The sequence below is a fragment of the Anaerobacterium chartisolvens genome (assembly GCF_003337415.1).
GTDB lineage: Bacteria > Bacillota > Clostridia > Acetivibrionales > DSM-27016 > Anaerobacterium > Anaerobacterium chartisolvens.
The window spans coordinates 75,283-89,116 of sequence record NZ_QPJT01000004.1 but is presented as its reverse complement, the minus strand read 5'-3'; the positions used below and the strand labels follow the sequence as shown (position 1 = coordinate 89,116).

Annotated in this window: 16 protein-coding genes and 1 pseudogene; 15 read left to right on the top strand and 2 right to left on the bottom strand. The window is 42.6% G+C overall.

Annotated features, from left to right (window positions below):
* Positions 1-58: 58 nt before the first annotated feature.
* Both DFR58_RS04600 and DFR58_RS21750 read right to left on the bottom strand, forming a co-directional pair.
* Complete coding sequence (locus tag DFR58_RS04600; protein ID WP_114296639.1) at positions 59-379, bottom strand: membrane trafficking protein; 321 nt, start codon at positions 377-379, stop codon at positions 59-61.
* A gap of 170 nt (positions 380-549) precedes the next feature.
* Positions 550-714 (bottom strand): hypothetical protein, encoded by a 165-nt coding sequence (locus DFR58_RS21750; protein WP_170138032.1) that lies wholly within the window; start codon positions 712-714, stop codon positions 550-552.
* Between the two features lie 244 nt (positions 715-958).
* Between DFR58_RS21750 and DFR58_RS04595 the strand changes: the two genes are divergently transcribed.
* The 15 genes and pseudogenes from DFR58_RS04595 (at position 959) to DFR58_RS04530 (ending at position 13,821) form a co-directional block, all read left to right on the top strand.
* Positions 959-1,867, top strand: coding sequence for an Rpn family recombination-promoting nuclease/putative transposase (locus DFR58_RS04595; protein ID WP_114296638.1), 909 nt, complete (start codon positions 959-961; stop codon positions 1,865-1,867).
* A gap of 129 nt (positions 1,868-1,996) precedes the next feature.
* Entirely contained in the window at positions 1,997-2,686 is a 690-nt protein-coding gene (locus DFR58_RS04590; protein WP_114296637.1) for a cytochrome c biogenesis CcdA family protein, read from the top strand.
* Positions 2,687-2,774: 88 nt separating this feature from the next.
* Positions 2,775-3,356, top strand: a complete 582-nt coding sequence (locus tag DFR58_RS04585) for a TlpA family protein disulfide reductase (RefSeq protein WP_170138031.1) — start codon at positions 2,775-2,777, stop codon at positions 3,354-3,356.
* 62 nt (positions 3,357-3,418) lie between these two features.
* Positions 3,419-3,697, top strand: a pseudogene (locus DFR58_RS22340) (thioredoxin family protein); the annotation flags it as partial.
* 102 nt (positions 3,698-3,799) lie between these two features.
* On the top strand, positions 3,800-4,696 hold the full coding sequence (trxB, locus tag DFR58_RS04580; protein ID WP_242987403.1) for a thioredoxin-disulfide reductase: 897 nt from the start codon (positions 3,800-3,802) through the stop codon (positions 4,694-4,696).
* 29 nt (positions 4,697-4,725) lie between these two features.
* On the top strand, positions 4,726-5,619 hold the full coding sequence (locus DFR58_RS04575) for an NAD(P)/FAD-dependent oxidoreductase (protein ID WP_114296634.1): 894 nt from the start codon (positions 4,726-4,728) through the stop codon (positions 5,617-5,619).
* Positions 5,620-5,648: 29 nt separating this feature from the next.
* On the top strand, positions 5,649-5,873 hold the full coding sequence (locus tag DFR58_RS04570; RefSeq protein ID WP_114296633.1) for a glutaredoxin family protein: 225 nt from the start codon (positions 5,649-5,651) through the stop codon (positions 5,871-5,873).
* A gap of 252 nt (positions 5,874-6,125) precedes the next feature.
* Complete coding sequence (locus DFR58_RS04565) at positions 6,126-6,653, top strand: ribonuclease H-like YkuK family protein (RefSeq protein WP_114296632.1); 528 nt, start codon at positions 6,126-6,128, stop codon at positions 6,651-6,653.
* 155 nt (positions 6,654-6,808) lie between these two features.
* On the top strand, positions 6,809-7,126 hold the full coding sequence (locus DFR58_RS04560) for an L-rhamnose mutarotase (RefSeq protein WP_207659125.1): 318 nt from the start codon (positions 6,809-6,811) through the stop codon (positions 7,124-7,126).
* A gap of 209 nt (positions 7,127-7,335) precedes the next feature.
* Positions 7,336-8,418 carry a LacI family DNA-binding transcriptional regulator gene (locus DFR58_RS04555; RefSeq protein ID WP_207659124.1) on the top strand — a complete coding sequence of 361 codons (1,083 nt, stop codon included), beginning with the start codon at positions 7,336-7,338 and terminating at the stop codon, positions 8,416-8,418.
* Between the two features lie 150 nt (positions 8,419-8,568).
* Positions 8,569-10,083: a sugar ABC transporter ATP-binding protein gene (locus DFR58_RS04550; protein ID WP_242987395.1), complete on the top strand. Its 1,515-nt coding sequence runs from the start codon at positions 8,569-8,571 to the stop codon at positions 10,081-10,083.
* Positions 10,083-11,111 (top strand): ABC transporter permease, encoded by a 1,029-nt coding sequence (locus DFR58_RS04545; protein ID WP_242987394.1) that lies wholly within the window; start codon positions 10,083-10,085, stop codon positions 11,109-11,111. Before DFR58_RS04550 ends, DFR58_RS04545 begins: the two co-directional genes overlap by 1 nt.
* Positions 11,112-11,168: 57 nt before the next feature.
* Positions 11,169-12,170 carry a substrate-binding domain-containing protein gene (locus DFR58_RS04540; RefSeq protein ID WP_114296628.1) on the top strand — a complete coding sequence of 334 codons (1,002 nt, stop codon included), beginning with the start codon at positions 11,169-11,171 and terminating at the stop codon, positions 12,168-12,170.
* Positions 12,171-12,275: 105 nt separating this feature from the next.
* The gene (locus tag DFR58_RS04535; protein ID WP_114296627.1) at positions 12,276-13,448 is read left to right on the top strand and encodes a M24 family metallopeptidase; all 1,173 of its coding nucleotides are present in this window, start codon (positions 12,276-12,278) and stop codon (positions 13,446-13,448) included.
* Positions 13,449-13,461: 13 nt separating this feature from the next.
* Entirely contained in the window at positions 13,462-13,821 is a 360-nt protein-coding gene (locus tag DFR58_RS04530) for a sensory rhodopsin transducer (RefSeq protein ID WP_114296626.1), read from the top strand.
* The last annotated feature ends 13 nt before the right edge of the window (positions 13,822-13,834 follow it).

Sequence of the window (13,834 nt, the reverse complement as noted above, 5' to 3'; positions counted from 1 at the left end):
CCAATACTGCTAAAAGGGATCAGATGGTTGTTAAACCTATTAATAATATATTCAGGGATTACTTAATAAAGTCCTTAATTTTTTTAACTATTTCATCTCCGTTTTCTCCTATGAGCTGAGACAGCTTTTCTAAGTCTGCGCCGGATATTTTTTGCTTCAGATCATCCTTGTCGATATTAAGCTCCTTTAGCTTGCTCTCGTCGAGCTCGTTAAACTTTTTCATCAGATCTTCTTTATCCATTTTATTTACTTTTTTGGCCAGGTCCTCAGTATTTCCCTTCTTAAGCATGTCAAGTGCGGAATTAAGCTTGGCCTTAACCACCTTTTCATCCATTTTCCCAAGCATTTCGGCCAGTTTCTTATTCAGTGACTCATTCATAAAACCATCCTCTCTATAATTTAATATTTAATACGGATTGCCCATGATATATTGTCTTTTTTATTAAACACTTTTACCATATATAATATTAAAAAACATATAAAGTGTTACAAAACAAAAAAAATTGTTTTTAACAACGATGCTTTTATAAAATATTTGGATGCTTTAGATCAATAAAAAAGCAAAAGGAATACAAGTATGAAGAAAAGTATCTTGCTGTCTCCAAGTCCGGCTCTAGGATTTATGGCCCTGCGCAGCTCCAGATACCTGTCGTCATAAAAAAGCAAGAGGAAGACCAGTATAAAGAATAAAAGCTCGGTGTTTTTACTGTGCATAGCAACCTCCCTTGGGGTTAAAACAAAGACTCCCGGCCTATATAAACAAAGCGGGAGAAATAATATGGTTATATTTAAATAATATTCAAGGCGTGGGGAAAATGTTACAATAAATTATAGATATATAACAAAACTGTTTTCTAAACACAGGACATAAACACATATTTAGGAGCAAATCTATGTTAATGCATGAAGATTTCTGGTAAAATAATAGTATATTGAAGGTTGCGGAAGGGGAGAGCATATGTCTAAGCATACAAAAGCAGCACAAGACAGCGACTTTATAATGCTGCCTGTTGTAGACTTTGTTTTCAAACTTTTGTTTGGAGACATTAAGCATAAGGAAAGGCTCATATCGCTGCTAAGTGCCATACTGAGGCTGCCTGAGAAGGAGTTTGAAGGGATAGAAATTATCAACACCGAGCTGCCGAGGATGTTCGAGGAGGACAAAAAGGGTATACTTGATATACGTGCGAGGTTTTCCGGGGGAAAGCAGGTTGATATAGAGATACAGGTGCTGCCGTCTGTGTTTATGGCTGAGAGGACGCTGTACTATTTAGGCAAGATGTACACGACCCAGGTAAAAGAGGGAGAAACCTTTCACGCGCTTAAAAAGTGTATAGCAATAAATATAGTGGACTATGAATTTCTGCCTGTAAGGAAGATGCACACGGTATACCACTTAAATGAGGATGAGACGGGGCACAGGCTGACGGATGCGGTTGAGGTGCATTTCTGTGAGCTTAAGAAGGTAAGGGAGGGGACGGGGATAACGGATATGAATGACCCGTCTATAGACTGGATGAGGTTTATAGGTGCAAGAACGAAGGGAGAGATGGAGATTATGGCTGAGACGAATGAGACTATAAGGGATGCGTTCAATTATTTGCAGGTTATAAGCAATGATGAGCAAAAGAGGCTGGAGTATGAGTCAAGGCAGCTTTGGCTCATGGATCAGAGAACAAGGGAGAAGGTTGCCAGAGACGAGGGTATGAAGGAGGGCATAGATAAAGGCATAGAGAAAGGCATAGAGAAAGGTGCTCTGCAAGCAAAAACGGGCATAGTAAAAAACCTTCGCAGTATGGGTATGAAGGCTTGCGATATAGCCAGAGTCACAGGGCTTACACAGGAAGAGGTTGAGAATATAAAATAGGCCTTTAGCGGTTGAAAACAGCTAAAGGTTCTAAAAGCTGTGTTCTAAATTTTCTTGTTGATTTTTTGATTATAATATACAATAGGTGGTAAATAAGATTAAATTTATAATAAAAGGACGGATGACCTGTTGGATAGCTTTTCATACTTACTGACATTTATAGAGGGGATTCTTACGTTTATATCACCATGTATACTTCCAATGCTGCCTGTTTACTTCTCTTACCTTGCCGGCTCCTCCAATGCTGCTTCGGGGGAAGGCTCTTTAGACAAAAAAAGGGTTCTCTTAAATTCAATAGGCTTTGTAATAGGCTTTACAATAATTTTTATAGCGTTAGGTGCCGCCGCGACATCTCTTGGGCACTTCCTGAAGGATCATGCTGAGGTATTCAGGAGAGCCAGCGGCATTCTCATGATTATTTTCGGTGTGAATTTCACGGGTCTTTTTAAAATAGGCTTTCTAAACAGGGAAAGGAGGTTTGAGTTTAAGTTTGACAGGCTTAAATTTTTAAGCTCAATAATTTTTGGAATGGTATTCGGCTTCGGCTGGACTCCATGCCTTGGGGCCTTTTTAGGATCTGCTCTGGGTATGGCGGCAAATTCAGGCACCATGGCGGAAGGAGTTATGCTCCTCTTTACCTATTCTATAGGGCTTGGAATGCCGTTTGTAGTATCAGCCCTCCTGTTTGAAAGGATTAAGAGCGCGCTTAAGGAAATTCAAAAGCATAGCAGGGCAGTAAGCATCGTTTCAGGAATTATATTAATAGCTGCGGGAATACTTGTTTATACAGATAAAATAAAATATCTGGGCAATATTTAGAGTAAGCACGGTAAAATGCTTTATAAGCTTTGAAAAATCAGTTGTATGCAGGGGAAATAAACATTTAATTTTATGGGGGATGGTTAACGTGAAAAAATCTCGTGGTGTTGTAACTCGTAATATTATAATATGGGTAGTGGCGGCAATAGCTGTTTTTGCGGGTCTGTACGTCGTGTACGGAAAGTACGCAGGCACAGGTGAGGATGAGGGGCTGATAGGAGGCTTAAGGCCCGCCGCCCAGGGAGAAGAGGAGCTTGTTAAAATGCCGGGTTTCACGCTTCCCGATATAGAGGGCAATGAGGTTAAGCTTTCGGACTACAGGGACAAAATTGTCGTTCTCAATTTCTGGACTACATGGTGCAAGTATTGTAAGACTGAGATGCCGGAGTTTCAGGAGGCTCAAAAGGAATATGCCGAATCGGGAGACGATGTGGTGATGCTGACTGTGAATGTTCAGGAGGATGAGGAGACTGTAAAGAAGTATCTCTCCGACAACGGAATTACTCTTCCCGTGCTAATAGATAAGGATGGCTCTATCGCGGCAGCTTATGGTGTCAATGGATTTCCTACAACGTATATTATAAGAAAGGACGGGACACTTTATAAATATGCTCCGGGGGCTATAGACAAAAAGACGCTGAAGAAAATGGTTGATGAAATAAGGAAGTAGATCGGCTTTCGGAATATATGGAAGTAAATTGAGTTTGTCCCTTAAAGACTGGGGGAGGAAATATGAGCAGTAAAGTAATTTATACAGATGCAGGAAAATTTGAAGAGGATGTATTAAAATCCAGCTTGCCTGTACTTGTCTATTTTTATTCGGAGGATTGCCCGCCATGCATGGCATTGAATCCCATGTTCGACAGAATAGCTGAGAGCTATGGAGACGGCATGAGGTTTGTCAGGATTTTCAGACAGCACAACAGGCAGCTTGCCGAGAGCTACAACATAAAAAGCAGCCCTACACTGTTGTTTTTTAAAGATGGCAGAGAGGTTTGCTCAAGGCTTAACGGCTATGTAGGCGGACTTGAGATCAGGAAGTCCATCGAAGGCATACTCGGGGGACAGTGTACGAGAAAGGAAAGGGAAAAGATATACTGTGACGTGCTTATAATGGGTGGGGGGCCGGCAGGGCTTTCTGCGGCAATATATGCGTCCAGAGCCAAGCTTTTTACTGTTGTGGTGGATGAGGGACTTGTGGGGGGGCAGGTGGCAACAACCTTTCATGTTGCCAATTATCCGGGTACAAACGGAGTTATAAGAGGAATGGATCTCATGGAGAATATGAAGAAGCAGGCCGCTGATTTCGGTACTCAGATAGACGATATGAAGGAAGTACTTGAGGTAAGCCTTAAGGGGGAGGAGAAGCATATAAAGACCGAGGACACGGATTATTACGCGAAAAGTGTAATAATTGCCTCCGGCGCACAGCCAAGAAAGCTTCCGGCTGAAGGAGAAAGGGAGTTCAGGGGCAGAGGGGTACACTACTGTGCCACATGTGACGGCGCAATGTATCAGGACACCGACCTGCTTGTTGTGGGAGGAGGAAACTCGGCGGTAGAGGAAGCGGTCTTTCTCACAAGATATGCAAGGCATGTTACAATAATACATTGGGCTGACAGGTTTGAGGCGTCAAAGGCCTCTCAGGAGGAAGCCTTAAAAAGCCCTATGATAGATGTGGTTTGGGACTCGCAAATAGTTCAGATAAAGGGCGAAAACTTTGTTCAGAGTGCTATAATTGAAAATGTAAAAACGAAAGAAAGAAAAGAATTGAACATCGACGGTATTTTTGTTTATATAGGAATGGTGCCCAAAACGGAATTATTCAAAAATATGATTGGGATGGATGAGAATGGGTATATATATGCTGATGAGGATATGAAGACTGATATTGACGGGGTATTTGCAGCCGGAGATATAAGGGTCAAAAAGGTCAGGCAGATTGCGACAGCTACTGCAGACGGCGCAATAGCAGGGATTATGGCTGAAAGGTATGTAAATGGGAAATAGGATTATAGGGTTAAGGAGTATATTAAATAATGTATGACGTAATAATAATAGGAAGAGGGCCTGCGGGAATATCGGCGGCGCTTTACACGGCAAGGGCAAACCTAAAGACTCTTGTAATAGGTCAGAGGGAGAGTGCGCTTAAAAGGGCATCCAAAATAGAAAATTACTATGGATTTTCACAGCCTATAAGTGGAGAGTATTTACTGTCCGAAGGAGAGAAGCAGGTACTGAGGCTTGGAATTGAGATGGTTTCGGGAGAGGTTGTTTCGATAGAAAAGCAATCCTACTATGAGGTTACTGCCTCCCAAAATGTTTATACCGGGAAAACGGTACTTATGGCGACGGGTCAGGCATATAGTAAAATAAAGCTTCAAAATCTTGAGAGGTTTGAGGGGAACGGAGTAAGCTACTGTTCGACCTGCGACGGATTTTTTTACAGGGGACTTACCGTCGGAGTCTTAGGATATAAGGACTATGCCGTGCATGAGGCTATGGAGCTTGAGGCGTTTACAAAAAATATAACCATATACACCAACGGAATGGAGCTTCAGCTCACAGATAAATTTGCGGAGGAGGCGTACAGGTTCAAAATAAACACCAGGCCGATACTGAAGCTTGAAGGCTCGGAGGCTTTGCAGAGCATACATTTTAAGGATGGCACAAGCGAGGAGCTGGATGGATTGTTTGTTGCATATGAAACTGCTTCTACCTCGGATTTTGCCAGAAAGCTGGGGATAATGACCCGTGATAATTCCATAATTGTGGATGAAAACCAGACGACAAATCTTGAAGGGCTGTTTGCCGCAGGAGATTGCACAGGGGGCTTCAAGCAGATATCAACCGCTGTGGGGCAAGGCGCCATGGCGGGTAAAAAAATTATTGAGTACGTAAGAGGGCTTAAGAAGTCCGATAAGGAAGATTAATTTAAGAATTTAAGAATGGAGGAATTTATATGTCGATAAAAATTTATTCAACACCTACCTGCGGGTACTGCACAATGGCTAAAAAATATTTTGATTCAAAAAACATAAGCTATGATGACGTTGATGTTTCCACGGACAGGAACGCTGCTGCCGAGATGGTCAGCAAATCCGGGCAGAGGGGCGTACCTGTGATAGATATAAACGGAAGCATTATAGTAGGCTTTGACAAGGACAAAATAGACAGCCTGATTTAACGTATGGAGAGTTAACATTTATGTAAAAATTATATCCTTGTTTCATAAAAAAATATGTGATAATATGAAAATATACGGATTTTGAAGGAGACCCTGCTATGAAAGCGCAGCTTGATGAAAAATATAATTTTTACCGGCGGCATGTTGTTGTATTCAAAGACAGTTGCAGCTTTAAAAGTGACCATTTATGACCCTGTGGCTTTGTGCCCAGGGTTTTTTATTATTTAAATTCAAAAACGGAGGTGTGGCGTAATGCTATTAGGAAATTCTATTTACTTTGATCATTCTACTCTTTTTAGAAACTCCCAAAGAGATAATATGACCTTTGCCGAGGTATATGAAAGAATACTTGAATTTATAAAAGAGGATTTGGGAAGCCCTTACAGGGTGTCGATAGGAACGGATTCCCAGGTAGGTGCGGGAACGGTTTTTGTTTCCTGCATACATGTTCATAAAATAGGAAAGGGCGCGATAGGGTTTCTTCATAAAACTCAGATACCCAGACAAATAAAAAGCCTGAGGGAAAAAATCTATCTTGAGACTTGCGCCACGCTTCAGCTTTCATATATGTTTGAGCAAGGGCATATAGATGAAATACGGAGGACGGTGGGGAAGAACGTGGACTTTGAGTTTCACATAGATATCGGAACCAACGGAGAGACCAAAGCGCTTATTAATGAGATGGTGGGAATGGTAAAAGGGCTCAGCTTCAAGCCCAAAATAAAGCCTGACAGCTACTGTGCGAGCTGCTTTGCCGACAGGTACACCAGAGCTATGTAGAAAAGGCTATGCAGCCAAGGTTATGCGCGGCGGGAAGGTATAATTTTAAAAACCTGTTGACTTGTGCCTAAAATATTTGTACTATAATTTTTGTTTGCCATATAATTATGTTAACACAATTAAATGGCAGCTAAAATGAGAATGGAGGTATGAGAGTGAGGAAAGCCGTGTTGTTTAAGCTTAAAAGCAGCGAGCATATGAGGGAGTATAAGAGGCGGCATGACAGCATATGGCCCGAGGTGCTTGAGGCAATTAAAAAATCCGGAATAAGAAATTATTCAATATGGAATTTTGAGGATCTGCTGTTCGGGTACTATGAAATAGACAGCGAGGAGGCCGATAAAAAAGCTGCCGAAATACTTTTTAGCGAGCCTAAGTTTATAGAGTGGCGCAGCTATATGGAGGATATAATTAATATTGACGGCAACGGGCAGAAGGAATATCCCATGCAGCTTATGTTCCTTCTGGAGTAAAAGTTTACATGGGGGGTACAATGCCGCTGTAAACTGTTTTTTGCGGCATTGTATGCAAACGATATCAAAATCTATGCCTAATTTTAATTTTAAAAGTATTGACATAACGCATATTTATTGATAATATGTTATTGACAACGTTGTCATAAATATCTGACGGAGAGCTATGATGCAGACATTTAATTGACGATAGTGTCTTTAATACGAAAGTGTCTTTTAAGTATTTAAAAGGTAAGGAGAGAAAGATGTTTTTTAATCTCAAATCTATCGCCAAGGAATTAAACGTATCGGTGTCTACTGTTTCAAGAGTTGTTAACAACAAAGATAATGTAAATGAGGAAACGAGAGCAAGAGTTCTGGAATTGTTGAACAAATACAATTATGTTCCCAACGAGGTTGCGCGCTCACTTAAGAATCAGACAACAAACATGATCGGCATAATAGTTCCCGACATAACCGAAGGTTTTTTTGCACAGATTATTAAGGGGGCCGACCAGATATTAACCGAAAACGGTTATTTTCTGATATTTTGCGATTCAAACGAATGTGAGATAAAGGAAAAGCACTATATGGAGCTTTTGTTCCAAAAAAGGGTAGAGGCTCTGGTGCTCGCGACCGTTTCAAAAAACACTAAACCGCTGAGGATGTACATTGACAATGATATTCCTGTAGTATTTATTGATAACCTTCCCAACCTTTCGGAGAGCTACGATGCCGTATTGATTAACAATGCCAAGGCAAGTGCGTTGGCGGTTCAGCACCTTATATCAAACGGGCATGAGAGAATTGCCATTATTGCGGGCAGTCAAAGCGAAACAACAGGATATGAAAGGCTTAACGGATATATCCGAACTTTGAAATCAAACGGAATAGAAGTAGATGAGAAGCTTATAAAATATGGCAACTATAAGGATGATTCAGGTTATCGCTGTATGAAGGAGCTTATACAAAATAAGCGCGATTGTGATTTCACCGCAGTGTATGTTACTTCGGAAAAAATGACATTGGGTGCGCTTTCGGCTATACGGGAGGAGGGATTGTGCATCCCTGAGGATCTGGCGGTTGCGGCTTGTGACTTTCATGACAAGTCAGGGCTGATCGTTCCCGGCATTACAACTATCGTGCAGCCTGAGAGAGAGATAGGAAGCCTTACCGCGGATTTAATTATCAGAAGGCTTAAAGAAAAGAAATTCTCCGTTAAAGAGACTGAACAGGAAACGGCAAAGCAGACTATATTGCTTGAGCCCGGGCTTATTATAAAGGAGAGCAGCGGAACAGTTTACAAAAGATAGGCATTTTAAAATGAAATCACCTAATAAAAGTAAAATTTAATTTTTTTATCTCTTTTTGCAAACCTTTGCAGAGTGAAGCCGCTAAAACCGAGATTGAAGTTACAATGGGATTCCCGTTTGAATTATAGCAGGCCCAATGTAGTATTAATAATGAAAAGAGGTGAATCAATGGCAGAGTACGTTTTGCAGATGAAGGGTGTTTCCAAGGCATTTCCCGGAGTAAAGGCATTAGACAACGTAAGCCTGAATATAAGGCCTGGAGAGGTTCATGCTCTTATGGGTGAGAATGGAGCGGGCAAGTCGACGCTTATGAAAATACTCAACGGCATGTATCAGCCTGATGGCGGAGAGATTATATTCAATGGTGAAAAGGTTTGCATTACATCTCCCACAGAAGCGTTAAAAATAGGCATATCTATGATATATCAAGAGCTGAACCCCATTCTGGACATGACTATAGCTCAGAATATATTTATAGGCCGGGAGCCGATGCAAAAGAACAGACTTTTTATTGATGACAAAAGGCTTTATTCCGATGCAAAGGTGCTTCTGGAGGAATTCAAGATGCCCTTAAATCCGCGCTGGAAAATGTCAAAGCTGTCTACGGCGCAGAAACAGATGGTTGAAATGATTAAGGCTGTTTCACTCAACTCCAAGCTTATCGTAATGGATGAGCCCACATCATCCCTCACCGAAGAGGAAGTAAATACTCTGTTTGCAACAATTGAAAGGCTTAAAAAAGAAAATGTTCCTATTGTTTATATTTCGCACAGAATGGAAGAGGTTTTCATGATATGCGATACGGTGTCTGTCCTTCGTGACGGGCAGTATATAGGGACGCGGCCTATAGGAGAGCTTGATAAAAATTCTCTCATATCAATGATGGTTGGAAGGGAGCTGAAGGATATTTTCCCCAAGACTGAGGTACAGACAGGAGAGACGGTTTTAGAGGTTAAAAGCCTTTCTAAAAAGGGCGTATTCAACGACATAAGCTTTAAGCTTCAAAAGGGTGAGATACTGGGCTTGTATGGACTGGTCGGCGCAGGCAGAAGCGAAATAATGCGCGCTATATTCGGACTTGACAGCTATAGCTCGGGAGAAATTATTCTTAACGGCAAGGCTCTTAAAGCAAAAAACACAAAGCAGGTTATTGAAAATGGAGTATCAATGGTTACGGAGGATCGAAAGGAGCTCGGGCTGGTGCTTTGCAGGTCGCTTAAGGAAAATATTTCTCTTGCGAGCCTTGACGATTGTTCAAAGGGGCCCTTTGTAAAGCGCAAGCTTGAAAATGAAAGATGTGTGAATATGACCTCCAAAATGAGGGTTAAAATGAGCAGCCTTAAGCAAAATGCAGAAAGCCTTTCAGGAGGAAACCAGCAAAAAATTGTCCTTTGCAAATGGCTTATGAAAAACCCCAGGATACTGATACTTGATGAGCCCACCAGAGGAATTGACGTAGGCGCGAAGGCGGAAATATACCAGCTTATGAGTACATTGGCATCTCAGGGGCTGGCGGTTATAATGATTTCGTCCGAGCTGCCCGAGGTAATAGGCATGAGTGACAGAATACTGGTTGTAGGAGAAGGAAAAATTAAGGGTGAGTTTGCAAGGGAGGATATTTCTCAGGATGACTTGCTTGCGTGTGCATTAGGAGGAGATAAGTGATGTTTGGTTTTAAAAATAATTCAGCTTTAAATTCGGACGGAGCCGCAGCACTGATGAAGGAGCCGGGAGAATCATTTAAATCGTATATGAGAAGCTATGCACTGCTGGTGGTATTTTTAGTTATGGTTATTGTGCTGTCTATTATTTCACCTACATTCATGACGCCAAAGAACATAGTAAACATATTCAGACAAATTTCAATCAATGGTATTTTAGCTGTGGGTATGACCTTTGTAATAATACTCGGAGGGATAGATCTTTCAATAGGCTCTCTCTGCGCTATTGCAGGCGTTACCTCGGCAATAATGCTGGAGAGGATACCTGGCATATCCTTTGTGGCAATTATAGCGGGAGTGCTTGCCTGCAGCTTTTTAGGCGCCGTTGTGGGCTTCATCGTATCAAAGTTTAAGATAGCACCATTTATAGCAACTCTGGCAATGCTTACAATTGCAAGGGGCTTGGCATTGGTTATTGCAGAGGGAGTACCGCATACAATAAAGGATCCCTTTTATATATCCTTAGGAAACGGGTATCTTTGGGAAACCAGCTCTCCGGATCAGATAAGCATACCGACTCCTGTTCTTATATTTGTAATTGTTGCAGCGGTATCGATGATTATACTCTATAGAACAAAATTCGGACGGTATGTTTATGCGGTAGGAGGGAATGAGCAAGCCTCAAGAGCCTCGGGAATAAACGTAAACAAAGTAAAGATGATGGTTTTTATACTTAACGGAACTCTTTGCGGTATTGCCGGAATAGTGCTGGCGGGAAGGATTACCTCCGGGCAGCCGTCTGCTGCAACAGGCTATGAGCTTGATGCCATCGCGGCGGTTATTATAGGCGGCGCAAGTCTTACAGGAGGCGCGGGAAAAATAAGCGGTACTATTTTAGGAGCGTTAATTATAGGTGTACTTAATAATGGCCTTGTGCTAATGGGAGTGTCATCCTATTACCAGCAAATTATAAGAGGAGTTATCATAGCGGCGGCGGTTATCCTTGACCAGAGGACGAAGCATATAGAGTAAATTTATTTTAGGCAATCTATTAATCAAAATTTACAAAAAAATTAAGGAGGAAGAGTCATGAAAAATTTATTCAAGGTAATGGCACTTATTCTGGCATTAAGCATGATGCTCGCAGCCTGCGGTAATTCCGCACCGTCGGGGCAGGGGGGGACATCGGACAGTCAAGCTTCAACGCTGCAGGATTCTGATGGAGGTGCCGAAAAGGTATGGAAAATAGGGGTTACAACACAGGCATGGAAGCATGAATTTATTAAAAACCTGGTAAATGCGTTAAAGGCCACGGACGAACAGCTTAAGGATGTTGAGCTTACAATCATAGACTCTGACGATTCTGTGGAAAAGCAGCTCAATGATGTTGACACATTAATTGCACAGGGCGTTGACGGAATAATAATGGATGCAAACAGCTTTGAAGGCTCCAGTCCGGCTGTTGAGGCCTGCAAGAAGGCAGGAATCCCCTTGGTTGAGCTGGTTGCTTATACCGAGAATGAGGAATATGCTACCTTTGTCGGAACTGACGTTAAGGCGTCGGGGCTTATGGCGGGGGAAACTATTGCAGAGCTTCTTGGCGGAAAAGGAAAGGTTCTGATGATTGAGGGCATGATGGGACATTCCGGGCAGGTTAACAGGGCGGCAGGAATAACTGAGGCTCTTAAAAAATACCCCGACATACAGATGCTTGACCAGCAATCGGGTGAGTGGAGCAAGGATAAGGCTATGGCTGTTACGGAGAACTGGCTTACAAAATATCCTGAAATAGATGCAATTGTCGCTCACAACGACGGTATGGGGCTTGGTGCCATGAATGCATGTGTGGCAGCGGGAAGAACGGAGATAAAGGTAGTTGGTATAGATGGGGATACAGAGGCTCTTCAGGGAGTAATTGACGGAAAATATGCCGCATCGGTGCTTGATGATGTTTGGATTGAAGCCGACCTTGCCGTCAGAGAAATGAGGGATATCTTGAACGGAGCTGAGCCTAAGAAGAAAATTATAGTTGATTATGTGCCTATTAAGGATGCTGCAACAGCTCAGAAATATCTGGATCAGAGAAAATAATTGTGAACGTAGAGTACGTGCTTAAGTCCGTTTGTACTGCCGGAGGAGCCGATTTCTCCGGCAGTGCGAAAAACGAAATAATAAACATTAAAAGGGGAGTTAAAAATGTCATATTACAACGAGATGGAAACACAGCGAAGGCTGTCTAAGGTAAAGGAAATACTGGAGAAGGAAAATCTTGACGCAGTTCTTGTCTACTATGATGAGCTGAATATAGCAAACGGATGGTATCTGACAGGCTGGTGTCCTCAATTTGAAAAGGGAGCCGTTCTTGTGCCGAGAAATGGAGAGCCGCTGATATTGGGAGGACCTGAAAGTGAACCGTTTGCAATTCTCAACAGTGCAATTAAAAACACAAGGAACTTCCCGGTATTCATGGTTCCCGACGAGGAATACCCAAATGCCGTAATTATCGATTTTCCCAAGCTTTTTGCAGAGCTCCAGAAAAGCATTGACATTAAGAGGGTGGGAATAGTGGGAACCGAGGCTATGCCGTATCAGGTTTATACACAGCTGGAGGCGGGCTTTAAGGGCGTGGAGCTTGTAGACATAACAGATAAATATGTAAGATTGAGGTATGTAAAATCCTCGTGGGAAATTGAAAATATAAAAAAGGGCTTTGAGCTTTCTCTGGAGGCCTATAAGGCAATGAAGGAAAAGGTAGCCTGCGGGACATATGAGTATGAGGTAGCGGCTGCCGGGGAATATGTGTGCAGAAAGCGGGGCGCAAACAGCTTTGGCTTTTCTGCAATAGTAGGAAGCGGAGCAAGATCGAATGCCGTTGTGCCTACCGCGCTTAATAAGGAGATGCTTGACGGGGAGCTTGTAATGATTGGGCTTGCGCCAAGAATTAACGGCTACTGCGGGGTTATGGGAGACACACTGCCTGTAAACGGAGTGTACACAGAGAGCCAGAAAACCTGTGTCAACCACCTGAGGGAGGCATACAGGCTTACAAAGTCTATGCTGAAGCCCGGAATGACAGGTAAGGAGATAGATGTGCCCGGGAGAGAGTATTTTGTTAAAAATAACCTCATCCAATACCTGGTGTGCCCGTTTGCCCATACAATAGGGCTGATGGAGGCGGAAGCGCCGTTCTTCGGTCCTAACGGAGACGAGCCTCTTGTTGCCGGAATGACGGTTTGCGTTGACGTCAGCTTCTTTGGACATCCCGAGTGGAACGGGGCAAGGATAGAGACAGGCTTTTTGATTACTGACGAAGGGTGTGTGCCTCTATGCCCGGAAATGGATGAAATACTTTCAAAGGACATTGAATAGGAGGAGTTAGCTTATGGAGAAGGGTAAAAGATTCTGGGTTTTCGCAGACGGAGATCTCCCGCCGCAGGGAGATGAGGAGCCATTAGGCCATGAAGCGCTTATGGTGCTGAATATGAATGAAACTGCAGCCGAGATTTCACTGGATTATTATTATGAGGATAAGGACCCCAAGGAAGGGGTGAGGGTAACGGTACCTGCTAAAAGGGTTAACTGCTTCAGGCTTGATTACCCTATTGGAGAGGAAAAATTTCAAAACACTTCGGGACAGTATTCGCTGGTTGTAAACAGTGATGTGCCGGTAATTGCAGTATTCGGAAGATTGGACAGGCGTAAGGATATGGCGTACTACCCGGTGCAGGGTTTTAGTGTTTAAACGCTATGGAATA